This is a genomic window from Streptomyces sp. NPDC002467, assembly GCF_042889825.1.
In the GTDB taxonomy this organism is placed as follows: Bacteria; Actinomycetota; Actinomycetes; order Streptomycetales; family Streptomycetaceae; genus Streptomyces.
In genome coordinates this window covers 258,164-282,273 of the sequence record NZ_JBIARJ010000001.1, presented here as the reverse complement: position 1 = coordinate 282,273, position 24,110 = coordinate 258,164, and the positions used below count along the sequence as shown (strand labels likewise).

The following is a 24,110-nucleotide window of genomic DNA, read 5'->3' as shown; positions in this document are numbered from 1 at the left end:
ATGGACAACACAGCCACGAACCCGTTCGAGGACACCACCGGGGTGTACCTCGTGCTGCGCAACACCGCCGGTCAGTACTCCCTGTGGCCGGAGTTCGTCGACGTGCCCGCCGGATGGCACACCGACTTCGGCCCCGGACCGCGGGCGGCCTGCGCCGAGTACATCGAGAGCAACTGGACGGACCTCGGCCCCGTGCGCCCGGGTGCCGCGGCGGGAGAACTGGCCTGATGACCGAGCAACTCGAACGCTTCGCCACCCTCGTGCAGGGAGCGGAACCGGCGACCGGTCTCATCGGCCGGTTCGCGGAACAGGTCGCCCGCGCCCCTGAGGCACCGGCACTGATCGCCGGGGACACCGTCGTGACGTACGGCGAACTCGACGACCGTGCCAACAGGGTGGCGCGTCGGCTGACCGACCAGGGCATCAAGGCGGAGGACATCGTCGGGATCCTCCTGCCGACCTCTCCCGACCTGGTCGCCGCGCTCCTCGGCACCCTCAAGGCCGGGGCGATGTACCTGCCGCTGGACCCCCACTACCCGCCGGACCGGCTCGCCTACATGGTGGCCGACGCCGCCCCCCGGGCGCTGATCACCACCCGGGAGGCAGAGGCCGGATTCGACGGCCTGTCCGAGGTCGACACCGGCGCGGTGCTGTACCTGGACCAGCACGAGGACCGGCACGAGGACCGGCGTGACCAGGCTCCGGTCGGTACGGTCGGTACGGTCGGTACGGACTTCGATCCGGACCGCGGCGCCTACACCATCTACACCTCGGGCTCCACGGGGCGCCCCAAGGGCGTCGTCGTCACGCACCGTTCGCTCGCGAACTTCCTGGACTGCCTGACCGACCGGTTCCAGGTGCACTCGGGTGACGTCGTCCTCTCCACCACCTCGATCTCCTTCGACATCGCCGGCCTCGAGCTGTACCTGCCGCTGGTGAACGGTGCCGTGGTGCACCTGGTGCCGCGGACCACCACCGTGGACGGCGTGGCGCTGCGCCGGTACCTGGCCACGGCCGGGCCCACGCTGGTGCAGGGAACTCCGGCGCTGTGGCAGCTGCTGCGGGAGGCCGGCTGGACCGCGGACGAACTTCCCGGCTCGGCACGCCTGCTGTGCGGCGGCGAGGCGCTTCCGCAGGACCTCGCCGACTTCCTCGCCGCCGGCACGGCCGCGGTGTGGAACCTCTACGGCCCGACCGAGACCACCATCTGGTCGCTCCTGGCACCGGTGGTCGGCGGGGAGCCCGTCACCATCGGACGCCCGATGTGGAACACCGGAGTCCATGTCCTGGACGATCGCCTGGCACCGGTGGAGCAGGGCGGGACGGGCGAGCTCTACCTCTCCGGGGACGGCCTGGCCCGCGGTTACCGCGGGCGCGGCGCCCTCACCGCCGAGCGGTTCGTGGCCTGCCCGTTCGGCGCCCAGGGAAGCCGTATGTACCGCACCGGAGACCTGGTGCGGGAGCGTGCGGACGGCACGCTGGACTTCGTCGGCCGGGTCGACGAGCAGGTGAAGATCCGCGGCTACCGCGTCGAACTCGGTGAGATCGAAGCAGCGCTGCGTCGGCTCCCCCAGGTGGCCCAGGCGCGTGTGATCATGCGCGAGGACGTCTCGGGCGTGGCCCAGCTGACCGGGTACGTCGTACCGACGGCCGGCCACAGCCCCACGGCCGACGAGCTGCGCCACGCCCTCGGCGCCTGGCTCCCGGCGCACATGGTGCCGTCCGGCATCGGGGTTCTCGACCGCTTCCCCCTGACTCCGGCGGGCAAGATCGACCGCAAGGCGCTGCCGTCGGCGACCCGCTCCGGTACCGGATCGGGCCGGGCCCCGGCCACCCCGCAGGAGCGGGTGCTGGCCGAGCTGTTCGGCGAGGTGCTGGGGCTCGACGACGTGAGTGCCGACGACAGCTTCTTCGACCGCGGCGGCAACTCGCTCGCCGCCAACCGCCTCGTCGCCCGCATCCGCGGCGAACTCGGCGTCGAGATACCCATCCGGGCCATCTTCGACGAGCCCACCCCGGCCGCCCTCGCAACCCTGCTCACCGGGGCGGACCAGGCCCGCCCCGCCCTGCGCCCGATGGACCGCGGCGACTCGCTGCCGCTGTCGTACGCCCAGCAGCGCCTGTACTTCCTCCACCGGATGGAAGGTCCCAGCGCCACCTACAACATGCCCGTCGCGGTGCGGCTGACCGGTGAGCTCGACATGGCGGCGCTGCGCGCGGCCGTCGTCCACCTGCTGCAGCGACACGAAAGCCTGCGCACCCGGTTCACGGACGGGCCCCATGGTGCGGAGCAGGTGGTGGTGGCCGGCTCCGACCCCGCCGTGGCCGCCGCTGCCGACATCTCCGTGCACGAGGTCACGGACGAGGAACTGCCGGCCGCCATCGACATCGCGGTGGGACACTGCTTCGACCTCACCACCGACATTCCCGTACGCGTCGACCTGTTCCGCACCGGCGAACACGAGCACGTGCTGGTGCTGGGCATCCACCACATCGCCAGCGACGGCTGGTCGCTGGTCCCGCTGGTGCGCGACCTGTGCGACGCGTACACCGCCCACCGTGCGGGCACGGCTCCGACGACGCCGCCGCTGGAGGTCCAGTACGCCGACTACACGCTGTGGCAGCGCGAACTCCTCGGTTCGACCGACGACGCGGACAGCCTCATGGCGCGACAGCTCGGCTACTGGCGCGAGCAGCTCGACGGAGCGCCCGAACTGCTGGAGCTGCCCGTCGACCGTCCGCGCCCCGTCACGGCGACCTACCAGGGCGACGTGGTGCCCTTCGACGTGCCGGCCTCGCTCGCGGACCGGCTGACGAAGCTGGCGAAGCAAGAGGGCGTCAGCCTGTTCATGGTGCTCCAGGCGGCCACGGCGACGCTGCTGACCAAGCTGGGCGCCGGCACCGACATACCCCTGGGCAGCGTCCTCGCCGGGCGCGCCGACCGTGCCGTCGACGACAACGTCGGCTTCTTCGTCAACACCTTGGTGCTGCGCACCGACACGTCGGGCGATCCGACCTTCACCGACCTGCTGGCCCGGATCAGGACCTCCAACCTGTCCGCGTACGAGAACCAGGACCTGCCGTTCGAGTACCTCGTCGAGGTGCTGAACCCGGTCCGCGGCACCAGCCACCACCCGCTGTTCCAGGTCATGCTGGTGCTGCAGAACAACGTGGCCCCGCAGTGGCGCCTCGGCGAGCTCGCGGCGGCGCACGAGGTGGTGCCGACCCGCACCTCGAAGTTCGACCTGACCTTCGAGCTGACCGAGCGGTTCACCGAGGGCGGCCGGCCGGACGGGCTCCGCGGTGAGATCGAGTACGCGACCGATCTGTTCGACCGGTCCACGGCCGAGACCCTGATCGAACGGCTCCTGCGGGTGCTGCGGTCGGTGGCCGACGACCCGGCGCGTCCGCTGGCGTCCATCGACGTCCTCGGCGAAGCCGAGCGGCGCACGATCCTGCACGAGTGGAACGACACCGACCTGGAGCTGTCGGGTGCGACCTACCCGCAGCTCCTGGCCGACCAGGTGGCCCGTACCCCGGACGCCGTCGCGCTCGTCCACGAGGACACGGAGCTGACCTTCGCCGAACTGGACCGACGGTCGAACCGGATCGCCCACTGGCTGATCTCCCGTGGCGTCGGCCGTGACGACGTGGTCGGACTCGCGATGCGGCGCAGTCCCGAACTGCTGTGCGCACTGCTCGGAATCATCAAGGCCGGAGGTGTGTACCTGCCGCTCGACCCTGACTATCCGCAGGACCGCCTTGCTTTCATGATCGCGGACAGTGCTCCCATCATCCTCCTGACCACGAGCGACGTCGTCACGAAGCTGACCGACGAGGCGCGGCAGCTGCCCCGCCTGGAGTTCGACGACCCGAACACGGCGGGCGAGCTGGCGCGGTACCGCACCGACGCGCCGACGGATGCGGACCGCCGCGAGCCGCTGCGCCTGGACGACCTGGCGTACGTCATCTACACCTCCGGCTCCACCGGGCGCCCCAAGGGCGTCGCGGTCACGCACCGGGGCATCCCCAACCTCGCCCACAGCTACCTCAAGCAGTTCCGGCTGGAGCAGGGCTCGCGGTTCCTGCAGTTCTCCTCGATCAACTTCGACCCGACGTTCTGCGAGCTGTGCTGCACCCTGCTCGCCGGCGCGACCGTCGTGCTCACCTCGCCCGACGAGCTGCTCTCCGCCGACCGGCAGCGTGAGGTGATGGCCCGGTACCGGCCGACGCACATCACCTTCTCGCCCACCATCCTCGGCGGGATGACCCAGGACGCGCTCGCGGACTGCGGCAACGTGATGGTCGCCGGTGAGGCCTGCCCGCCCGCACTGGTGGCCGCCTGGGCGCCGGGCCGCCGGATGATCAACGCGTACGGGCCGACCGAAGCCACCGTCGACACCCTGTACTGGGAGTGCGGCACCGGCCCGGACGGCTTCGAGGACGCGTCGGTGCCGGTGGGTCGTCCGCTGAGCAACACCAGGGTGTACATCCTCGACGCCGAGCTGCGCCCGGTGCCGCCCGGTGTCACCGGCGAGCTGTACATCAGCGGTGACGGTCTGGCTCGCGGCTACCTCGGCAGGCCGGCCCTGACCGCCGAGCGGTTCGTGGCCTGCCCGTTCGGTGCCCCCGGCAGCCGTATGTACCGCACCGGAGACCTGGCGCGCTGGCGCGCGAACGGTGCTGACGGTGTGGTGGACTTCGTCGGCCGCACGGACGACCAGGTCAAGATCCGCGGGATGCGCATCGAGCTCGGCGAGATCGACGCGGTGCTGCAGGACCACCAGGAGGTGGCGCAGTCCGTCGTCGTCGTCCGCGAGGACACCCCCGGCCATCAGCAGCTCGTCGGCTATGTGGTTCCCCGGGCGCACGGCGGGGCCCACGACATCGAGCACGTCGACAAGTGGCACCAGATCCACGAGGAGGGGTACAGCGAGCAGAGCGACCTCGGCACCGAGCAGGACTTCACCGGCTGGAACTCCAGCTATGACAACGAGCCGCTGCCACTGGAGCACATGACCGAGTGGCAGGAGGCCACGGTCCGGCGCATTCTCGACCTGCGGCCGGCCCGGGTGCTGGAGGTCGGGGTCGGTTCCGGTCTGATCCTGCGACCGGTCGCACCGCACTGCACCGCGTACACCGGTGTGGACTTCTCCAACGCCCTGATCCAGACCCTCGGCAGGGCGATCGAGGGCAGCGACCTGTGCGACCGGGTCGATCTGCACACCATGGCCGCCCACGAGGTCGGTGCGCTGGAGCCCGCCCGCTACGACACCGTGGTGATCAACTCGGTGGCGCAGTACTTCCCCAGCGTCGACTACTTGATCGACGTCGTGCGCCAGACCATGGCGATGCTCGCTCCCGGCGGACGGATCGTGCTGGGTGACATCCGCAATCTGCGGCTGATGCGGGCCTTCGTCACCGCCATCGTCCTGCACGACGGCGCGCACGCCGACGAGTCCCTGGCCACGGTGCGGGACATCGTCGCCCACCAGCAGGAGCTGGAGAGCGAGCTGCTGCTCGACCCGGCCTTCTTCGCCCGGATAGGCGATCTGGTTCCGGACGTCGCCGGTGTGGACGTACAGCTCAAGCGGGCTTCCTTCCGCAACGAGTTGACGGACTTCCGCTACGACGTGGTCCTGCACAAGCGGGGAGCGGACCTGGTGTCCCTCGCCGACGTGCCGGCGCGCGAGTGGATCAGCGCCGAGGACGTCGACACCCATCTGGGTGCTGCCCGGCCGCAGGCACTGCGTGTCACCGGTGTTCCCAACGGCCGCGTGACGGCACAGGTGGCGATCGCGGAGCGGGTGGCTTCCGGGACCGGCGCTCTCGTGCGCAGCCTGTCCGAGGCCACCGACGTACGGTCCGGGGTCGACCCCGAGACCCTGTGCGAGATCGGCGCCAGGCTCGGCTACACCGTGCACCCGACGTGGACCGACACCGAGGAGGGCGACCGTTTCGACGTGGTGTTCCTCGCTGCCGGGCATGGCGCGGGGCAAGGGCTGACCGATGTGTTCCTGGCCTCGGACGAGGACGAGCGTCCGCTGTGGCAGCTCGCCAACGACCCCCAGGCCTCCGATCGCGGCCGCAACCTCGCCACCGAACTGCGACGCCACGCGGCACGACGGCTGCCGGACCACATGGTGCCCGCCGCCGTCGTCGTACTGGACGCGCTGCCGTTGACGCCCAACGGCAAGCTGGACACCCGGCGGTTGCCCGCACCCGAGTTCGGCTCCCGGACGGGACGGCCGCCGGCCACGCCGCAGGAAGCGACGATGGCGGCACTCTTCGCCGACGTCCTCGGCCTGGCGGCCGTCGGCGCCGACGACCGCTTCTTCGACCTCGGCGGCGACAGCATCCGGTCCATCCAACTCGTCAGCAGGGCACGCGCGGAGGGCTTCCACATCACCCCGCGCGATGTGTTCCACGAGCAGACGGTCGAGGCACTGGTGGCCCGGGCCGCTCAGAACGCCGAGGCGCACCCGACGGACGACGCCGCGGTCGTGGACGTGGAAGCCTGGGAGAAGATCCTTCGGACTCCCGATCCGGCCTACCCGGTGTCCGACGCCTCACCCGCCGTGGATCGGGGGCGCATCACCCGGCGCGTCGTCGGCGAGGACGCCGAGCGGCTGCTGACCGGCCTGCCGCGCCTGTACCGCTGCGACCCCGAACACATCGCGGTGGCCGCGCTCGCTCCGGTGCTCATCGAGTGGCGCCGTACGCGGCTGCCGGAGGCCGGAGCCTGGCTGCGACTCGACCTGGCCCCGGCGGGCTCGCCGACCGCGTACCCGGTGCGTCTCAATCCGGGCACCCCGGACCCGGACAAGGCTCTGGCCGAACCGCTGGAGCTGGCGCGTGTGCTGAAGCGGGTCAAGGAGCAGGTGCGCGCCGTGCCGGAAGGCGGCCGGAACCACCCCGCGCTGCTCGCCGACCCCGCGGCCGCGCAGCGACTGTCCTCGTACGGCGCTTCGCAGGTGCGCTTCCGGGTGATGCCCGCCGGTACGGCCGATGCCGACGTGCCTTTCGCGGACGACGGTACGGAACCCGCTCTCGGCATCGATGTCCGGCCGGCCGATGACGGCAAGGCTCTGGAGGCCGTCTGGTCCTGGGACGCCACACGGTTCACCGAAGCCGCCGTGGGGGAACTCGCCGACCGGTGGGTGACCTTCCTGATCGCGCTGGCGGACCTCGTGGAGCGTCCGGAGCTCGGTGGGCTGACTCCTTCGGACGTCGCCTTGGTCGATGTCAAACAGTCGACCATCAAGCAGTTGGAGACCGACTACCCCGGCCTCTGCGACATCCTGCCGCTCACCCCGCTCCAGCAGGGCTTCCTGCTGTACACCGCCGCCGACGACAACGGCCCCGATCCCTATCAGCGACAGAGCCTGTTCGACCTGGACGGACCGCTGGACACCGAGCGGCTGCGACAGGCAGCGCACGCGCTCCTGATGAGGCACCCCAACCTGCGCGCCGGCTTCACCCACAGAGGCCTTCAGGCCCCGGTGCAGGTGGTGCGGGAACAGGTCGAGGTGCCGTGGACCGAGCACGATCTGTCCCTGCTCGCACCCGCGGAGCAGGAGCGCCGGGAGGCGGAGATCCTCGCCGCGGACCGGGACCGACGGTTCGACCTGTCGACGCCCGTGCTGATGCGCTTCACCCTGCTGCGCCTCGGAACGGACCGGCATCGGCTGCTCGTCGGAGACCACCACATCCTGCTCGACGGCTGGTCGAACTCGCTCGTGTGGCAGGAGTTGTTCGCCCTGTACCGCGGCGAGCGGCTGCCGGCGGCGCCGCCCTTCCGTGACTACCTGGCGTGGCTCGCGTCGTGCGACCGCGATGCCGCGGTGTCGGCATGGCGAAGCTACCTGACGGACGTCGACGGCCCGACCAGGGTCCATGCCGCCAAGCCGGCGCCGGACGTCTCGTTGCGCGCCCTGGGTGTCTCGCTGACACCGGAGCTGACCGGTTCACTGCAGCAGCGGTGCGCACAGGCCGGGATGACTCTCAACACGGCCCTCCAAACGGCGTGGGGCATCGCGCTCGGCCGTCTCACCGGTCGCGACGACGTGCTGTTCGGCAACACCGTCTCCGAGCGGCCGGCCGAACTCGACGGCGTCGAGTCCATGGTCGGACTGCTGCTCAACACCGTGCCGCTGCGCGTGCGCATCCAGCCGGGCGAACCCGTCGGCACGACCATGGCGCGGGTGCAGGAATCGCAGCTGGACATATTCCCGCACCGCTCCCTCGAACTCACCGAAATCCAGCGACTGGTCGGGGCAGGCGAACTGTTCGACGCCTGCTACGTCTTCCAGAGCTACCCCGCGGATTCCCTTGAGGAGAGCGAGACCGACGGACTGCGGGTGCGTGAACGGGGACAGGGTGCGGAGGGGCTTCCGCATTACCCGCTCAGCATCACGGTAATTCCGGGCCGACAGATCAAGTTCGTCGTCGGGTACCACCCCCATCTGTTCGACGACGGCCAGATCGACGAGATCAAGGAGTCCATCATCGGTACCCTCGAAACGATCGCGGCAGGGGAACGCGGATGAAGAATTTCCTGACGATGGTCCGTGGACTTCCGTTCGCGATGAAGGTCCTGCTGGCCTCCGCTGCCGCGCGAAGCCTGAGTTCCTTCGCGATCCTGGCCTACATGCCCATCTACCTGTACGACACGGTGGGCATGGACGGCGCCACCATCGGCTACGTGATCGGTGGCAGCGTCCTGGTCGGCACGCTGGCGGGCGTTTACGGTGGCTATCTCGCTGACCGGTTCAGGAAAGTCGACCTGGTCATCGTGCTGGACTTCGCGCTCATACTGTTCTATCTCGGCCTGACGGTGTTCCACGATCCGGTCACCGTCACGGCCATCCTGCTGATGGCCAACGTCGCCTCCTGGTCGATGGGGGTCGCCGGCAGTGCCCTGCTCTCCGAACTGGTGCCGTCCGAGAATCGCGTCAAGGTGTTTTCCCTGCGCTATTCCTTGCAGAACATAGGCGCAGCAGCAGGTCCCTTCCTGGGCATTGCCGCGCTCGCGGCCGGATCCGGTGGGCCGTTTTTTCTCAGCGTCACCGTCATTGGCACCTCCTTGCTGCCTCTGATAATTTTTCGCCACCGGTTCCTGCCCGCCGGCAGTGGTACGACGGCACCGGCCGGGGCTGCGGCGCAGGGTGCAGAAGAGCAGAGCGCAGAGAAGCGGGACGCGGAGGAGACCCCCAAGTTCCGTGAAGTGCTGAAGGTGATGGGGGCGGACCGGAGGCTGACCTACTTCACCATCGGTGGAATTCTCAGCATCGTGGTGTACGGGCCGCTCCTGACCTTCATGTCGCAGTACCTCGTCCTGGTGGAGGGCCGCGACACCGCCTACAAGCTGGTCGCCTACATTTCCGCCGCCAACGCCGTCACGGTCATCGGCGCCCAGTACGCCCTCGGCAGCCGCCTGAAGCAGGACAACCTCCTGAAGTGGCTGACCGTCGGGATCGGCGCCTTCGTTGTCGGGTTGGTCGCGATGTCGCTGTCCACGAATGCGGCCATCATCGTCATCGCCGTGGTGATCTTCAGTCTCGGCGAGGTCATCCTGGTGCCGGCGGAGTTCACGTTCATCGATTCCATCGCCCCCGACAACCTGCGCGGCAGCTATTTCGGCGCACAGAATCTCATCCATATAGGCATAGCCCTGGGGCCGATACTCTGCGGCTTTCTGCTCCAGCATTTCGCGCCGGTCGCAATGTTCTACGTCCTGATCGCCGTCGTGCTGGCCAGCTGGTGGTTCTACGTCATCGGCTGCCGGGTCACGGCAGCCCATGACGAACCGGTACCGGTGGGTGTCCAATCAGTGAAGGTGGGGAATTAGAAATGAGCTTCGAGGAGATCGCGAAGAAGTCGTACTGCCCCTTCGCCAAGCCATCGAAGATGGGGCCTGGGATCACCATTCGGACCGATGACGTCGAGAATGAGCTGTCGCAGCACCGTGACATCATCGCGGAATTCTTCCGCACGGCATCCGAGCTCTCACGCGACGGCATGATCATCACCTTCGAGGAGCCGGCACTCGGTATCACGCTGGACGCGCTGACGGATCTCACTCGACGCTTCTACACCACGCTCAGCCAGATGTTCTCGAGCGTATACATTCCCGATGATCCGCAGCCCGATGAACGCTGGTACGCGATGATCGAAGGTGAAATGACCTTCCTGGTCTCCTTCGCCCCCTGCTATCCGGAGACCTCACCGCGGTACACGTACGGCGATCAACGGACCTTCTTCCTGCTGCAACCCGCCAGCACCTTCGTGCGGAATGCCAAATTCATCGATCGGCAGCGTACGGGAATCCAACGCGCCTTCGCCGCGGTCGGCAAACCGTACGATGCGGAACTGGCCAATCTGGAGAACGACATCTTCAAGGCCGTCATGCCGATCGACCCCATCGGCAACCACATTCCATGGTGGGTCCCCGAGGGCACCAGCACGGCGAAAGAGCAGCAGGACCGTCTCGTGCACGCCGGCCTTTAAAAGGTTGACGGCAAACATTCGACACCAGAAGTGAGGCACCCATGAGTCAGTACCGCGGCATCCTGAGCTACGACCTCTCCGCCGACGAAGTATCGTCCCTCGAGCAGTTGCTCGCCGACCCGAAGGTGGCACAGAACGATCCCGGCAAGGAGACGTTCTATGACAACGCCTGGGAGCTGATGTCGGAGGTACCGATCGGACTTCGTCGGTTCCTGGAGGATTTTCGACGCAATGACGCGGCTGCCGGCTTCCTGCTGCGCGGCTTCGGCGTCGACGACGACGCCGTCGGCCCGACGCCCGGTAACTGGGCCGAGGCCGCGGCCGCCGGACGTACCCACCGAGAAGAGCTGTTCCTCGCGTTGATGGGCCAGTGCCTCGGCGAAGTGTTCAGCTGGCCCACGCTGCAGTCCGGACGAATGATCCAGAACGTGCTGCCCATCGCCGGCGAAGAGGGCGAGCAGAACGGACACGGCAGTGACGTGCTCCTCGAATGGCACACCGAGGACGCTTTCCATCCCTACCGCTGTGACTACCTGGCCCTCTTCGGCATCCGCAACCACGACCGGGTTCCGACGACGCTGGCTTCGGTCCAGGAGGTGGAACTGTCGGCGGACACGCGACGGGTGCTGTCCGAACCGCGGTTCTACATCCTGCCGGACGACGAGCACCTGCGTCAGCTCGCCGTTGAGCGGCCCAATGACCCCGGACTGCTGCGGATGCAGGAGATGCGGGACAACCCCGAGCCCGTCGCCGTGCTCTTCGGCGCCAGGGACGCTCCGTACCTGCGCATCGACCCCTTCTTCATGCGCTGCGTCGACGGCGACGCCGAAGCGGAAGTGGCGCTCAAGGAACTGGTGACGGAGCTGGAGCGCGTGCAGCAGGACGTGGTGGTGGAGGCGGGCACCCTGCTGGTCGTCGACAACTACCTCGCCGTGCACGGTCGTCGCGCGTTCACGGCACGCTACGACGGAGCCGACCGCTGGCTGCAGAAGGCGGTCGTCACCCGTGATCTCCGCAAGTCGAGGTCGGCGCGTGAGTCCGCCGCAGGACGCCTCCTGAGCTGACCCGGATGCTCGGGATGCTCGGGATCAGAGGCTCCATCCGTTCCCGGATGGAGCCTCTGTCGTGCCTCTCGCCCATCGCGGACACCAGGGCACGCGGATGGCACGACAGTCCGCGACGGATCTGGACAACGACGAAGGCCCAGGTCGCCGGCCTGGGCCTTCGCACCTGAGCGGATGACGGGAATCGAACCCGCTCTCAAGCGGTCAGGTGCAGTGGGTCTTTCATCCCGTGTCCGGCAGCCAGGCGTTGTTGTTCTCGTTGTACCAGTAGCTGTGCCCGGCGTTCAGGGCGACCGTGCGAAACGGGCGGCCGTGGTCGTCGATGCGGGTGGTGCCCTTGCGGTCGCCACTGCTCCAGGCCAGCTCCAGGTACCAGCTGACGTCCTGACCGAGTGTGGCGGCGTCGATGTTCAGCACCTGGGGGTCGGTGGCGGAGACCTTGTACGGGAAGTCGGTCGAGGCCGTCGGCCGCTCGCCCTCCTTGCCAGGTACGGGCCTGGCCCTCGGGGAGGCGTCGTCCAGGTCCACGGCGAAGGACGCCGGCACCAGTGCGCCGCCGCAACCGGCTCCCATGGTGTACGCGTTCCAGCCGGGAGCCTTGCGGCCGCTCACGACATGGACGTACAGCGCGTGCAGGACTGCGGCCTTGCTCTCGGTGCCCTGGACGGTCAGTTGCATGCGCAGGTGCCCTGCCGGGACGGCGTCCAGGGCCCGGGCCCACCCTTCGGTCGCCTGCCCGGCGGGGGGCGGGGGAACCGTGCCGGGTGCCTTGTCCAGGGCGAACCACTGGCCGCAGGGGCTGTCCCAGTTGTCGGGCAGGACGTTGACCGTGAACGGGGCGGTGGGGGAGGCCCCCGCCTTGGCGGTGGCCGGCGAGGCGGACGCGGACGTTGCCGAGGGGGACGACGGTCCGGGGCTGGACGGGGGTGCGGAATCGGGTGTGGGCGTGGGTGACGACGGCCCGCCGGACGGCAGGGCCGGGCCCGCCGCCGCCCGCTCGCGGGAGGACGGCTTACCGTGACCCGTGTCTCCCATGGCGGAGACGGCGGCGGCGGTCCCCGCCACCGCGGCGGTGGCCACGGCGGCCGCAACGGCGAGCAGCAGCCGAGGACGCCGGGCCCGCGGTGCGGAGGCCCGGGCGGGGCCCGGCTGGACAAGGGCGGCGGGGTCGTGAGCGGGTGCTTCCGGTGCCGGTGCCGGTGCCGGTGCCGGGGCGGGGGCCTCCGCCAGTGCCGGCACGGGAGCGGGAGCGGGGGCAGGCGCCTGGGCGGGTGCCTTCGCAGAGGCAGGTCCGGGCGCCGGGGCGGACCCGGCTGCGGACGCCGGGGCCGGTTCGGGTTCGGGTTCGGTCTCCGCCTGCGGCCGGACCTCCGAAGCCTCCCCGGCCACCACCACCGCCGGTGCAGGCGGCACCTCCGGCGAGGCGTCACCGCCCCGCGGCGCCGCGGAGTTCGCGGCCCCCGACCTCGATGCCTGCTCCTCCGTCGCCCCACGCCGCCGCTCCACCAGTGCCAGCAGCCACTGCCGGTGCAGCGCGAGCAGCTCGTCGGCCGAGGCACCGCAGACTCGGGCGAACCGCTCCACCGGGGCGTAATCCGTAGGCACCGCCGCGCCGCTGCAATAGCGGTGCAGCGTCGAGTTGCTGGAGTGCAGACGCTTCGCGAGCGTGCCGTAGCTGCGCCCCGAGCGCTCTTTGAATCCGCGCATCAGTTCCGCGAACCGCTCAGTCTCCGTGGCCATTCCACCCTCCCCCTCATCCCGGAAGCACGTTCCAGGCACGCCCGATCGCCCAGGTGAGAGGGGTCGGGGGCGTTCCAGGGTTCCTACTATCCCGGTCCAGGCGCCACTGGGACAAAACCAGCCCCACAGTTGCGTCATCAGCCCGTCGGTCCGCAGATCGGATCGGCGGTCGGATTCGGCGGTCGCAACGGGAGGGCCCCCACCCGCCCCGCCGACCGCCCTCGGTCGCCTGCGGTTGCAGCCGACCGGAACAGCAGCCCCACCCAACGTCTCGTCAGGCGGAAAGCGGAAGCCTCCGTCTGACGACCGCACCGACACGGAGAGTTCCCATGCGCACCTACCGACTCCGCACCACCGCCCTGGCCGCCGCCACCGCCGGCCTCGCTCTGGCCCTGACCGCCTGCGGCGGCTCGGACAGCGCCGGCGGGCCGACCGCGAACCCCGCCGCGACCAAGAGCGCGGACAAGCAGGTCTCGACCGGGACCGTGACGCCGTCCGGGGAGGGCGCATCCGCCGCCCCGTCCGCCGGCAAGGTCACCGGAACCGGCACGGCCACCCCGGCGAAGGCCGGTTCGGGCGGCATGAACAAGGGGGACACCACCGGTGACTCCTACGCCTACACCCACCCCTGCTCGGCGCGCGACCTGACCGTCAAGGTCACTTCCCCGACGGGCGCTCCGGCCACCGTCCGCGTCATCACCGTGACCAACAACGGTTCCACCTCCTGCGGTCTGGACTACTTCCCCACCGTCGGCTTCAGCGCCAAGGGCGGCACGCTCGGTCTCCAGGCCACTGCCCCCGGTGGACTGGGCGGCGCCCCGGCGTACCCGGTGCACCCCGGCGCCACCGCGTACGCGGCCGTGGACCTCAACCCGTCGGGTGGCAACGGCCCCGTGGCCGACGAGGTCAACGTCCTCGCCGACAAGGAGCACATGCCGAACGCGGACGGCGTCAGCCTCCAGCTGGCCAAGCCGGGCAGCGTCGCCAACCCGAAGGTCGGCCTGTACCGCACCAACACCCGCGACGCGCTGAGCGCCTTCTGAACGCATTTCCGGGGGCCGCGGCCCCCGGCTGTCCCACGGGGCGTGTCGCCGGGCGGGCAAGGGCACGATGCTGCGGGCCGGGTCAAGGCGTCCGGCACGGATCTGGCACGAGGCCATGAGAAAGGTCTAGGCAACACAAAAGCCCCGGGTCTCTGAGCTGGGGCTTTGTTATGGAGCGGATGACGGGAATCGAACCCGCGCTACAAGCTTGGGAATCTACTGTGCAAGCATGACCCGAAGGGCCTTTGACCTGCAGGTTTCCGTTAACGGCAACCGCGCTGGGACTACCTTTATGCACCGGTTCTGGCCGTTGTTCACCGCCCCGAAGGGCACGGCTGGGGCACGCCCCAGTGGTGGGACCTTAAGGCGTCCCGAGTTGCCCCAAGAACCTCCGGGCCAAGGCCCTTGCACGTTGGCTGTCGCCCGGGATCGCGCCCGCAAGCGGTGAAACATGAGCCTTTGACCGGCTAGTCCTTCGATGTTCAGGCGCCCGGTGATGTCTACGGACCCCGGGGCGTTCAGGGCTGCAGCAGTAGTCGAAGGGGTGAGTCGCGATCTGCCCGGCGCACACCTGGCCGACGATGAGGCCGGTCACCTTCGGGCGCTAGGTACGCCCGGACCCGCGCCGTTGTCTGCGATCACGACCTGGACGGGTCCGCAGGGATGCCTGAACCCGCCCGCCAATCACCGTCAGGGACCGCCGTACCGCGGGTCATGTTGAAGGTGAGGTTGGAGAAGTCCCGGCCTTGGACCACCGGACCGTTCTGCCTGCCCCCGTTGACGCTGTTGTGGACCTCACCGCCGGTGCTCTGAGCGTGCCGCCACCACTCGTCGAGGCGTACGCGGAAATCTACGTCCAAGGCTGCCCGTACGCCGATGGCAGTTGCCAGCGCCTGCGCCCGGGCCGGGTCGGTGTGACTGTCCTCCAGCGCGGCGACCTCCAGTTCGCCGGAGCTGATCTGTGGCGACCCGTCCTGTCCGGTTCCTGGTGTTGTGCCGCGCTGGAACGGGCGCCTCACCAGCGTGGTGTGCCTTCCCAGGTCTGGCGGCCGGCCTCAGTGCCAACGGTGCCAGCCAGTGCTGCGAGGGCGGCTGCTGTGATCGGATCCATGCTGGGCTCCTTTGTTGTTGTGCTGGCATCAGACCCTAGGTCGGCGACGTGAAGGAAGGAGTGTTTCCGGCGCGGATGGGCCTGGTAGTTCCTCCAGACCCTCTTATCGGCGCGGCCGTACAAGAGACCCGTTCGACGCCATCCGGTCACGGCAGTGCCCGGCCGCTCCCGGGCGACCGAGCGCCTGAAGGAGTCCCCTCATGGCTGACATCAACGTCGCGCTACACGTACAGGTCGAGGCCCAGCCCGGCAAGGAGGAAGAGGTCGCCGCCTTTCTCCGTGACGGCCTTGCCATCGTGCAGGAGGAGCCCGGCACCGTCGCCTGGTTCGCCGTACGCCTGAGCCCGTCCACCTTCGCCATCTTCGACGCCTTCCCCCACGACGACGCACGCCAGGCCCACCTCGCCGGCCGCCTGGGCAGTGCCCTGATGGAACGAGCGGGTGAACTGTTCGCCCAACCGCCTTCCGTCGAGCAACTGGACGTCCTCGCCCACAAACTCCCCTGAAGGCCGAACTGCCTTGTCCGCGCCCGGCGCGTCGGACTGGTCCCGGCCGGCGCCCGAACAAGAGGCGCCACAAGCCGGGCGGCAGTTGGTTCCATGTGCAGCCTGATGCGGCCGCGAAGATGATCGCGGCGAGCACCTCGCGGTCCCCGCGCCGGCGATGGCCTCCACCTTGCGGGCGAACCGGAGCCGGCGGCACCACTCGCCGGGGGCCCTCTCCGACGACCGAGGACCGCCGATTTCGACGGGCACGCTCGGTTCAGGCTGAGGGCGGCGGTGCGGATGAGTCGGCGGCGCGGCGGTACTCGGCGTTGATGCGCTGGGCTTCCTCGAGCTGGTCCTCGAGAATGATGATGCGGCAGGCGGCCTCGATGGGGGTGCCCTGGTCGACGAGTTCCCGGGCGCGGGCCGCGAGGCGCAACTGGTAGCGGGAGTAGCGGCGGTGGCCGCCCTCCGAGCGGAGCGGGGTGATCAGGCGGGCCTCTCCGAGGGCGCGGAGGAAGCCTTGGGTGGTGCCGATCATTTCTGCGGCCCGGCCCATGGTGTAGGCGGGATAGTCGTCGTCGTCGAGACGGCCGAACGAGGCGTCTGCTGTCATTGAACCTCTCTCATGGAACGCATGGAGGGGCCCTGGTGCCGTACGGCACCAGGGCCCCGAAGGAACTACTACACCATCTGTCGGCCCTGATACTGCGCCGACCCCATGTTTCCGCCGACCCGGCCGACACGCTGCCGGGAGTGCGGGGATCGCGGTTGCTTGACCGGAGACCACCTCGCTATCGATGTCCTGCGGTACCCGGACTCAAGACTTCTGCCCGGGCGATCCTGATGGTGCTCGGCTCCTCCGTTCTTCCCTCAGTGATCAACTGCTTACCGCTCGTACTGCTGGTGGCCCGTCTCGGCGCCACACTTCGGCAGCCAGCCCCGTTGCCCGTCCTGCGTCTGCTCTGGCTTGGAACCCCACTGCCGAACTTCCCGGAGCGCGCGCCTGCAGCCGACGCCTTCACCGAGGTGCTGCTCACTACTTCACTGCTGGTACTGCGTACCGCACTTGCGGGCACTGCACTTGCGATAACTGCGGTACTGCTCTCGGCGGCCCCTGCGACTGCGGGCCACCCGGTCCGGTCGTCAGCCCCGTCGCCGTCCTGCAACAACCTGGCTTCGGAACTCCACCACCGCACCGTCCTGCGTACTGCAACTGCGGGTACCGCTGCCTGGCAGTTCGTCTCTGCCGGGCCCTGCTGTCTCTCTGGGCTACGAGAGAAACCGTAACCCTGCCACAGCGCAATGTCTACTCTGGCCGTCATAGATTTTCGTTCCTACGGAGGGGAGGTAGACCTGCATGGCCGGTTCAGGATGCGCAGACCGGGTTGCACAGCAGGTCAGGGGTCCTGACCGTGCTCACCGGTGGCGCTGTCGTCACCGGTCGGCTGGCACCCGAGCCGAATGGAGGCAGCGGGTGTCGGAGGTTCTGACGGACTCCGTCCGCCTGGGCGAGTTCGCCGCGATCTTCACAACCACAACACCCCACGAGGGGCCGCCTACCCATCTCCACTTCCATGTGGCCCGCATCCTGCAGGGCACGGTGGGGATCCCGGAGACGGGTGGGACGTACCGCGTCTCGATTGCGGATGTCAGCGACTGGACCGTGGGCGTCTTCAGCTACTCCGACCACTGACCCCACCTTCGCGTACCCCCCCCGGTGTGCGGGAGGGCCCGACCGGCGCTTGCCGGTCGGGCCCTCTTCGCTGTCCGGGTGGGTGTCGGCTCGCGCCGGTCCTCTCCGTCCGTCAGACGGTCACCGGGATGCCGAGCATCGCGGAAGCCTGCTGGAGCGGGCTGAGGACATGCGTGGGCACGGCGGCCCGGGGGAGGCCGCAGCAGGTGAACCCGAGCCGGGTCATGGCCCTCAGCACTTCACCGGCGCTGAAGTCACGCCTGTCCTGGCGGGTGATGACCTGACCGACCTGCTTGACGGGGTACGTGCGGCGCCCGATGGTCACTGACTCGCCGACGACCTGCTCGGGCTTGACGCCCTTCATCGACTCCAGGACACCGCTCTTGGTGAGGTCGAACGGGAAACGGGCGATGACACAGCGCATGTTGCCTCACAGGAAGAAGAAAGGGGGACGGTCGTGCCGCGGTGAGGTGGTTCAGCGGGCCAGGGCGAGGACACCCGGAGCGCTGCCCTGGTCGTCGACGACCGGCAGGGCATCGAGCCGGCGGTAGCGCATCGCGTGTTGGGCTTCGGCCATCGTGGTCACGTATGAGGCGACCGGTCCGCGGTCTCCCGGGAGGTCGCGGAGACGGACTTGGTCCGTGTACGCCGCGCCGTCGCGGACGGTGGCGAGCCCGGCCCGGGTGACCAGCCCGGTGCACAGGCCGTCTTCGTCGCAGACGAGCAGGTGCTCCGTGCGGGCACTGGCCATGACGGCAAGGGCCACCTCGACCGTCATGTCGTCACACACCTGTGGACCGGCCGCCTCCATCGCGTCGCCCACCGTCCGGTGAACAGGGCTGGCATTCGCCGGGCGGGGCTGCATCTGGACCAGTGTCAAAAGGTGCCTCCTGCAAAGGTGGGTCAGTTTCCTGATCACGTGGCTTTCAGGCCGCCGCGTCGAAGGCGGACTGCCGTACGCTCGCACGCCGGGCCGTCGCAGCGGGCCGGCGCCTCCCCCGGGAGGCCGAGGTGCGCTTGGCGCGTTCGACGACCGGTGCGGTGATGACGACGGGGACGCCGGAGGGTGCCTGGGCGCCGGTGATGCGGTTCAGGGCCTCTTCGCCGGAGCGGACCTGGGTGGTCTTCGGGGTGATGCCGGCGGCCTGCATGAGGCGGGTCATGTCGCGGCGCTGGTCGGGGGTGACCAGGGTGACGACGCTGCCGGACTCGCCGGCGCGGGCGGTGCGGCCGCCGCGGTGAAGGTAGTCCTTGGGGTCGGTGGGCGGGTCGACGTTGACGACGAGGTCGAGGTTGTCGACGTGGATGCCGCGCGCCGCCACGTTCGTCGCGACCAGCACGGTCACGTGTCCGGTCTTGAACTGGGCCAGGGTGCGGGTGCGCTGGGGCTGCGACTTCCCGCCGTGCAGGGCCGCGGCGCGGACCCCGCTGTTGAGGAGGTCCTGGGTGAGGCGGTCGACGGCGTGCTTGGTGTCGAGGAACATGATCACCCGGCCTTCGCGCGCCGCGATCTCCGTCGTCGTCCGCTGCTTGTCGGCACTGTGGACGTGGAGCACGTGGTGCTCCATCGTCGTCACCGCACCGGCCGAGGGGTCCACCGAGTGCACGACCGGGTCGGTCAGGTACCGACGGACCAGCAGATCGACGTTGCGGTCCAGGGTGGCGGAGAACAGCATCCGCTGCCCCTCGGGACGCACCTGGTCCAAGAGAGCGGTCACCTGCGGCATGAAGCCCATGTCGGCCATCTGGTCGGCCTCGTCGAGGACGGTGATCGCGACCTGGTTCAGCCGGCAGTCACCGCGGTCGATGAGGTCCTTCAACCGGCCGGGCGTGGCCACGACGACCTCCGCGCCTCCGCGCAGCGCTCCGGCCTGCTTGCCGATCGACATGCCGCCGACGACCGTGGTCAGCCGCAGCTTCACGGCGCGGGCGTACGGCGTGAGGGCGTCGGTCACCTGCTGGGCCAGCTCGCGGGTGGGGACGAGGACGAGGGCGAGCGGCTGGCGGGGCTCGGCGCGCTGCCCGGCGGTGCGGGCCACCAGGGCGAGGCCGAAGGCGAGCGTCTTGCCGGAGCCGGTGCGTCCGCGGCCGAGCACGTCACGGCCCGCGAGGGTGTTGGGCAGGGTGGCGCCCTGGATGGGGAAGGGTACGGTCACGCCCTGCGCGCCGAGAGCGGCCAACAGCTCGGCCGGCATGGCGAGGTCGGCGAAGGTCTCGACGGCGGGCAGAGCGGGAGTGATCGTCTTCGGCAGGGCGAACTCGCCCTGTACTGCGGCGGGTCGCCGGCCAGGGACCCTCGATCGCCGCGGAGCCGTGGAACGGCTCGGGGCCGACGAGCCGAAACGGCTGCCCCGCTCCGAACCGGCGGCGGTCCCGAAAACGGGAACGCCGGCGCGGTTGCGGGTGCGAGAGGAACGGCCGTTCGTACGTGTGCGGTTCATTGAGAACCTTCCTTGACGCGGCTCATATCAAGGAATTTCCGCAGCGGAAACGCGGCGCGGGAAATCACAAGAACGGGCCGAATGGAATGCGAAAGCGACTCCGGCCTACCGGGATTCGGTACGGGCGCCTGCGCTGAGGGGGGATGGCGTCATTCCGACGCGAAACCTAGAAAACTTGAGGGGGCGAAGCGCCGATCGGGTCGTAACCCGGAATGCTTCGTCGCGCAGTTGATGCCACTGCGAGAAATAAGTGCAGCTGGGGCCCGCACCCCGAGGGATGCGGGCCCCAGCTACGAAATGCGCGCCAGCGTCAGGCCGGAACGATGTTCTCGGCCGTCGGGCCCTTCTGGCCCTGCGCGATGTCGAAGGTGACCTTCTGGCCTTCCCGCAGTTCGCGGAAGCCCTGGGCGGCGATGTTCGAGAAGTGGGCGAAGACGTCGTCGCCGCCACCGTCCTGCTCGATGAAGCCAAAGCCCTTTGCTGCGTTGAACCACTTCACGGTGCCAGATGCCATGTCATATCTCCCTTGGGGCAGTACACCGGCGTCCGCACTGTACGGACGCCGTGTCGCCGCGATGATGCCCCGCCGGAAAATGACCGGAAATATGAAGCGCTCGAGTTCGGTGAAGCCGACTGGGGCGCTTGAAGTTTTTGGGTACCAAAACTGCAACCGAGATCGACAGTAGCACGTCATGGCTGTCTGTGCTGCGTGAAATATCTCCACTGCTCGTGGTGCGGAAAAACTCTCCCTGCGGGGTCGGTTAAATTCTCTGACGGCGAGCGCAGATATTTATTCCCCCGAGTGCGGTGTTGCGGGATCAAGGGCATCGCGTGGCCGACGATGGCGGCAGCCACCTGCATCGTGGCGGCCGTCTACGGGACGCTCGCTCCGCCGCCGACCTGCGTCGACTCGCCGGCCAGGTCACCGCCCTCACCGGCCTGGCCGACGGCGCCGAGGGGGCCATCGGCGAGCTGAACCGCGCTCTTGCCCACAACGACACCGCCCGCCTCGTCCGCCCCCTGACCGGCACCCGCGCCGCCTGCGGCCCGAGGACGCCGAGCTCTCCGAGCGCATTGACGCCATGACCCGACACGCCGAACAGCTCCGCCGGGACGCCCGCGACCGGTGCAGTACGTGACCCGTACCCCCACGCCGGGAGGGGCGCCTTCGTAGACGCAGGGAGTGATCACCATGGCCGGACAGCTTCCCCAGGATGCCGACGGCAACGGCATCGACGTGTGGTGCGGGGGTGCGTGTTGCGAGCGGAATCCCATCCGACCTGGTCAATCCCGCGAGTTGGGGCATGTAGAGGGCACGGCAAGGGTCGAGGGGTCTGGACAACAACGAAGGCCCAGGTCGCTGACCTGGGCCTTCGTATCTGAGCGGATGACGGGAATCGAACCCGCGCTATAAGCTTGGGAAGCTCATGTTCTACCATTAAACTACATCCGCATGGTGGACCAGTTGCCTGGATCCTTACCGTTGCACACTCTACCTCATGATCGACCCCCGGTGCGTTCGCCGCGGGGTCGTTGTCGTGTGTGGCGTGCACCGAGGCGTGTGCGTGCGGGAGTTGGGGCGTACCGTATGGGCTCGGAGCGGCGGCTGGAGCTGGGTCGCGATCATCCCCTAATGTGGCGATTCGTCGCAGTACAGCATGTAGGGGAAAGGGACTTGATGGAGCACACCGTCGTCCGTTGTGCCGAAGGGCACGTGTTCAGTACCGCCTCCTTCCCGCTGCAGCACCTCGGTGCCGGCCGGATCGGGCCGGGACGGCTGCTGCGGTGTCCGCGGTGTGCGCGGTTGCGCCAGGCCGTGCCCGTCGGTGGCGTGAAGCGGTAGCAGGAGGCGGGAGGCGCGCGCGGTGCCGCTCTCGATTGGGGGTGGCCCGTGCGGCTGCGTATCCTCGGGACGTGCTTCTCTCTGACAAAGACATCCGGGCCGAGATCGACAGCGGACGGGTTCGCATCGACCCGTTCGAGGAGTCGATGATCCAACCCTCCAGCATCGACGTGCGCCTCGACCGGTTCTTCCGGGTGTTCGAGAACCACCGCTACGCCCACATCGACCCCGCCATCGAGCAGGCCGACCTGACCCGCATGGTCGAGCCGGAGGGCGACGAGGCCTTCATCCTGCACCCGGGCGAGTTCGTCCTCGCCTCGACGTACGAGGTCATCTCGCTCCCCGACGACATCGCCTCCAGACTGGAGGGGAAGTCCAGCCTCGGCCGTCTCGGCCTGGTGACGCATTCGACCGCCGGGTTCATCGACCCCGGGTTCTCGGGTCACGTGACCCTGGAGCTGTCGAACCTCGCCACGCTGCCGATCAAGCTCTGGCCGGGCATGAAGATCGGGCAGCTGTGCATGTTCCGCCTCAGCTCGCCCGCGGAGTTCCCGTACGGCAGCGACCGCTACGGGTCCAGGTACCAGGGGCAGCGCGGGCCGACCGCCTCGCGCTCCTTCCAGAACTTCCACCGCACCCAGGTGAGGCACGAGGCATGAGTGACGTAGTACGCGAGAACCTCTCCTACGAGGGCTTCGGGAACGCCATCCGCGAGCTGGCGACCACCATCGCCGAGGACGGCTACGAGCCCGACATCATCCTGAGCATCGCTCGGGGCGGGGTGTTCGTCGCGGGCGGGCTGGCGTACGCGCTCGACTGCAAGAACATCCACCTGGTGAACGTCGAGTTCTACACGGGCGTCGGGACCACGCTGGAGATGCCGGTCATGCTGGCCCCCGTGCCCGAGGCGATCGACTTCACGAACAAGAAGGTGCTGATCGCCGACGACGTCGCCGACACCGGCAAGACGCTGAAGCTGGTCCACGACTTCTGCCTCGGCCACGTCGCCGAGGTGCGCTCCGCCGTCATCTACGAGAAGTCGCACTCCCTGGTGCAGTGCGAGTACGTGTGGAAGCGCACGGACGACTGGATCGAGTTCCCGTGGTCGGTCCTGCCGCCCGTCGTGAAGCGTGAGGGACAGGTGCTCGACGCCTAGTTCCACGCCCGTGGAGTTCCACGGGCGTGGGCAAAGGGAAGGGCCCGCCGTGCGGAGGATCGCGCGGCGGGCCCTTTTCGCGTGCGTGCGGGGGCGTGTGCGGCAGGGCTACAGCGTGCCCAGCTTGATGATCGACAGCAGGGCGATCAGCTGGATCGCGGACGCGCCCAGGGCCTTCGGCCACGGCAGGTCGTGCGACTTGCTGATCAGCGACGTGAAGAGCGCACCGGCCGCCACCCAGGTGGCCCAGCCGAGGACCTGGACCAGGCCGTTGTCCCCGCCCAGGAACACCGCGAACAGCAGGCGCGGGGCGTCGGTCAGCGACATGACCAGCATCGACAGGCCCACGGTCGGCTGCCAGGACCCGTCGCCGCCCATCTGGCGGGCCAGCGTGTGCGTGACCGCGCCCAGGAGCAGGCCGCAGATGACGAAGGCGGCTCCGGCGGACAGGACGATCGGGACGGCCTTCGACAGGGTCGCGTTGATCACGTCCTTGCGGGCGTCGTCGAAGCCGAAGACCGCGAGGAGGCCGTAGAGGAAGGTCACGGTCAGCGCCGGACCCCAGACGGCGTGGTCGCGCATCTGGAGGAAGGTCTGCCCGGGTCGGGTCACGATGCCGCGGAGCAGTTCCTTCCAGGGCAGTCGCGGCCCGGCGGGAGCCACCGCGGCCGCACCGGCCTGGTAGGTCGAGCCCTGGCCGTACGGGTCCTCGCCGAAGGCGAAGACCTGGGTGTGCCCCGGGTTGTCGTTCGTGTAACCCGGTCCGGGCGCTCCGTGGCCGTACGGCTGCTGCGGTTGCTGCTGACCGTACGGGTCGAAGTACTCGGGCTCGCCGTGCCCACCGCCTGCGCCCGGCTGCGGCCACTGCTGCTGCGGGGGCGGAGGGCCGGGAGGGTAGGCCTGCCGGCCGTACGGCTGCTGCGGTTGCTGCTGACCGTACGGCTGCTGCTGCGGGGGTTGTTGGGGCGGGCGGTTGTTGTCCCGGCCGCGTCCGATCCTGAATCCAGCCACGTGATCGAACG

Annotated in this window: 18 protein-coding genes, 1 tRNA gene and 2 pseudogenes; 11 read left to right on the top strand and 10 right to left on the bottom strand. The window is 69.1% G+C overall.

Annotated elements, in window-relative coordinates:
- Genes ACFYYJ_RS01310 through gntD form a run of 5 tightly spaced genes read left to right on the top strand, consistent with a single transcriptional unit; the run spans nt 1 to nt 11,573 of the window.
- Nucleotides 1-228 (top strand): MbtH family protein, encoded by a 228-nt coding sequence (locus ACFYYJ_RS01310; protein WP_385127204.1) that lies wholly within the window; start codon nt 1-3, stop codon nt 226-228.
- Nucleotides 228-8,549, top strand: coding sequence for an amino acid adenylation domain-containing protein (locus tag ACFYYJ_RS01305; RefSeq protein WP_389127618.1), 8,322 nt, complete (start codon nt 228-230; stop codon nt 8,547-8,549). The genes ACFYYJ_RS01310 and ACFYYJ_RS01305 overlap by 1 nt, the downstream gene beginning before the upstream one ends.
- Complete coding sequence (locus tag ACFYYJ_RS01300; protein WP_389127616.1) at nt 8,546-9,850, top strand: MFS transporter; 1,305 nt, start codon at nt 8,546-8,548, stop codon at nt 9,848-9,850. The genes ACFYYJ_RS01305 and ACFYYJ_RS01300 overlap by 4 nt, the downstream gene beginning before the upstream one ends.
- A 2-nt stretch (nt 9,851-9,852) precedes the next feature.
- Nucleotides 9,853-10,509, top strand: coding sequence for a hypothetical protein (locus ACFYYJ_RS01295; RefSeq protein ID WP_389127614.1), 657 nt, complete (start codon nt 9,853-9,855; stop codon nt 10,507-10,509).
- A 41-nt stretch (nt 10,510-10,550) separates the two neighbouring features.
- The gene (gene gntD, locus ACFYYJ_RS01290) at nt 10,551-11,573 is read left to right on the top strand and encodes a guanitoxin biosynthesis L-enduracididine beta-hydroxylase GntD (protein ID WP_385127209.1); all 1,023 of its coding nucleotides are present in this window, start codon (nt 10,551-10,553) and stop codon (nt 11,571-11,573) included.
- A 222-nt stretch (nt 11,574-11,795) separates the two neighbouring features.
- Here gntD and ACFYYJ_RS01285 read toward each other — a convergent pair whose 3' ends face one another.
- Complete coding sequence (locus tag ACFYYJ_RS01285; RefSeq protein WP_389127612.1) at nt 11,796-13,313, bottom strand: helix-turn-helix domain-containing protein; 1,518 nt, start codon at nt 13,311-13,313, stop codon at nt 11,796-11,798.
- A gap of 329 nt (nt 13,314-13,642) precedes the next feature.
- On the opposite strand from ACFYYJ_RS01285, the gene ACFYYJ_RS01280 reads away from it, so the two are divergent.
- Nucleotides 13,643-14,356: a DUF4232 domain-containing protein gene (locus ACFYYJ_RS01280; protein WP_389127610.1), complete on the top strand. Its 714-nt coding sequence runs from the start codon at nt 13,643-13,645 to the stop codon at nt 14,354-14,356.
- Nucleotides 14,357-14,994: 638 nt separating this feature from the next.
- Here the strand turns inward: ACFYYJ_RS01280 and ACFYYJ_RS01275 are convergent.
- Nucleotides 14,995-15,375, bottom strand: coding sequence for a hypothetical protein (locus ACFYYJ_RS01275; RefSeq protein WP_389127608.1), 381 nt, complete (start codon nt 15,373-15,375; stop codon nt 14,995-14,997).
- A gap of 292 nt (nt 15,376-15,667) precedes the next feature.
- Between ACFYYJ_RS01275 and ACFYYJ_RS01270 the strand changes: the two genes are divergently transcribed.
- Nucleotides 15,668-15,973: a putative quinol monooxygenase gene (locus tag ACFYYJ_RS01270; protein ID WP_384747543.1), complete on the top strand. Its 306-nt coding sequence runs from the start codon at nt 15,668-15,670 to the stop codon at nt 15,971-15,973.
- Nucleotides 15,974-16,046: 73 nt separating this feature from the next.
- Here the strand turns inward: ACFYYJ_RS01270 and ACFYYJ_RS01265 are convergent.
- Nucleotides 16,047-16,172, bottom strand: a pseudogene (locus ACFYYJ_RS01265) (transposase); the annotation flags it as partial.
- A gap of 57 nt (nt 16,173-16,229) precedes the next feature.
- The gene (locus ACFYYJ_RS01260; RefSeq protein WP_376659698.1) at nt 16,230-16,568 is read right to left on the bottom strand and encodes a helix-turn-helix domain-containing protein; all 339 of its coding nucleotides are present in this window, start codon (nt 16,566-16,568) and stop codon (nt 16,230-16,232) included.
- Nucleotides 16,569-17,340: 772 nt separating this feature from the next.
- Here ACFYYJ_RS01260 and ACFYYJ_RS01255 point away from each other — a divergent pair.
- A pseudogene (locus ACFYYJ_RS01255) lies at nt 17,341-17,648 on the top strand (hypothetical protein).
- A 112-nt stretch (nt 17,649-17,760) separates the two neighbouring features.
- Here ACFYYJ_RS01255 and ACFYYJ_RS01250 read toward each other — a convergent pair.
- The 4 genes from ACFYYJ_RS01250 to ACFYYJ_RS01235 all read right to left on the bottom strand — a co-directional run bounded on the left by ACFYYJ_RS01250 (nt 17,761) and on the right by ACFYYJ_RS01235 (nt 20,603).
- Complete coding sequence (locus ACFYYJ_RS01250) at nt 17,761-18,072, bottom strand: SCO5918 family protein (RefSeq protein WP_389127605.1); 312 nt, start codon at nt 18,070-18,072, stop codon at nt 17,761-17,763.
- Between the two features lie 51 nt (nt 18,073-18,123).
- The gene (locus tag ACFYYJ_RS01245) at nt 18,124-18,528 is read right to left on the bottom strand and encodes a CBS domain-containing protein (protein WP_389127603.1); all 405 of its coding nucleotides are present in this window, start codon (nt 18,526-18,528) and stop codon (nt 18,124-18,126) included.
- A 46-nt stretch (nt 18,529-18,574) separates the two neighbouring features.
- Entirely contained in the window at nt 18,575-20,089 is a 1,515-nt protein-coding gene (locus tag ACFYYJ_RS01240) for a DEAD/DEAH box helicase (RefSeq protein WP_385130194.1), read from the bottom strand.
- Nucleotides 20,090-20,399: 310 nt separating this feature from the next.
- Nucleotides 20,400-20,603 (bottom strand): cold-shock protein, encoded by a 204-nt coding sequence (locus ACFYYJ_RS01235; protein WP_385130196.1) that lies wholly within the window; start codon nt 20,601-20,603, stop codon nt 20,400-20,402.
- Nucleotides 20,604-20,920: 317 nt separating this feature from the next.
- Between ACFYYJ_RS01235 and ACFYYJ_RS01230 the strand changes: the two genes are divergently transcribed.
- Complete coding sequence (locus ACFYYJ_RS01230) at nt 20,921-21,175, top strand: hypothetical protein (protein WP_389127600.1); 255 nt, start codon at nt 20,921-20,923, stop codon at nt 21,173-21,175.
- A gap of 296 nt (nt 21,176-21,471) precedes the next feature.
- Here ACFYYJ_RS01230 and ACFYYJ_RS01225 read toward each other — a convergent pair.
- A tRNA-Gly gene (locus ACFYYJ_RS01225) sits at nt 21,472-21,542 on the bottom strand.
- A gap of 461 nt (nt 21,543-22,003) precedes the next feature.
- Between ACFYYJ_RS01225 and dcd the strand changes: the two genes are divergently transcribed.
- Together dcd and ACFYYJ_RS01215 are read left to right on the top strand one after the other, a co-directional pair.
- The gene (gene dcd / locus ACFYYJ_RS01220; RefSeq protein WP_376660035.1) at nt 22,004-22,591 is read left to right on the top strand and encodes a dCTP deaminase; all 588 of its coding nucleotides are present in this window, start codon (nt 22,004-22,006) and stop codon (nt 22,589-22,591) included.
- On the top strand, nt 22,588-23,088 hold the full coding sequence (locus ACFYYJ_RS01215) for a phosphoribosyltransferase (RefSeq protein WP_384748958.1): 501 nt from the start codon (nt 22,588-22,590) through the stop codon (nt 23,086-23,088). The genes dcd and ACFYYJ_RS01215 overlap by 4 nt, the downstream gene beginning before the upstream one ends.
- A 108-nt stretch (nt 23,089-23,196) precedes the next feature.
- Here the strand turns inward: ACFYYJ_RS01215 and ACFYYJ_RS01210 are convergent, their stop codons facing one another.
- Nucleotides 23,197-24,099 (bottom strand): Yip1 family protein, encoded by a 903-nt coding sequence (locus tag ACFYYJ_RS01210; protein ID WP_389127597.1) that lies wholly within the window; start codon nt 24,097-24,099, stop codon nt 23,197-23,199.
- Nucleotides 24,100-24,110 lie beyond the last annotated feature (11 nt).

What these genes read in the sequence shown, in the direction of transcription:
- ACFYYJ_RS01310 (WP_385127204.1), top strand. Translation starts at nt 1, where the DNA reads ATGGACAACACAGCCACGAACCCGTTCGAGGACACCACCGGGGTGTAC.
- ACFYYJ_RS01305 (WP_389127618.1), top strand. Translation starts at nt 228, where the DNA reads ATGACCGAGCAACTCGAACGCTTCGCCACCCTCGTGCAGGGAGCGGAA.
- ACFYYJ_RS01300 (WP_389127616.1), top strand. Translation starts at nt 8,546, where the DNA reads ATGAAGAATTTCCTGACGATGGTCCGTGGACTTCCGTTCGCGATGAAG.
- ACFYYJ_RS01295 (WP_389127614.1), top strand. Translation starts at nt 9,853, where the DNA reads ATGAGCTTCGAGGAGATCGCGAAGAAGTCGTACTGCCCCTTCGCCAAG.
- gntD (WP_385127209.1), top strand. Translation starts at nt 10,551, where the DNA reads ATGAGTCAGTACCGCGGCATCCTGAGCTACGACCTCTCCGCCGACGAA.
- ACFYYJ_RS01285 (WP_389127612.1), bottom strand. Translation starts at nt 13,313, where the DNA reads ATGGCCACGGAGACTGAGCGGTTCGCGGAACTGATGCGCGGATTCAAA.
- ACFYYJ_RS01280 (WP_389127610.1), top strand. Translation starts at nt 13,643, where the DNA reads ATGCGCACCTACCGACTCCGCACCACCGCCCTGGCCGCCGCCACCGCC.
- ACFYYJ_RS01270 (WP_384747543.1), top strand. Translation starts at nt 15,668, where the DNA reads ATGGCTGACATCAACGTCGCGCTACACGTACAGGTCGAGGCCCAGCCC.
- ACFYYJ_RS01260 (WP_376659698.1), bottom strand. Translation starts at nt 16,568, where the DNA reads ATGACAGCAGACGCCTCGTTCGGCCGTCTCGACGACGACGACTATCCC.
- ACFYYJ_RS01250 (WP_389127605.1), bottom strand. Translation starts at nt 18,072, where the DNA reads ATGCGCTGTGTCATCGCCCGTTTCCCGTTCGACCTCACCAAGAGCGGT.
- ACFYYJ_RS01240 (WP_385130194.1), bottom strand. Translation starts at nt 20,089, where the DNA reads ATGAACCGCACACGTACGAACGGCCGTTCCTCTCGCACCCGCAACCGC.
- ACFYYJ_RS01235 (WP_385130196.1), bottom strand. Translation starts at nt 20,603, where the DNA reads ATGGCATCTGGCACCGTGAAGTGGTTCAACGCAGCAAAGGGCTTTGGC.
- ACFYYJ_RS01215 (WP_384748958.1), top strand. Translation starts at nt 22,588, where the DNA reads ATGAGTGACGTAGTACGCGAGAACCTCTCCTACGAGGGCTTCGGGAAC.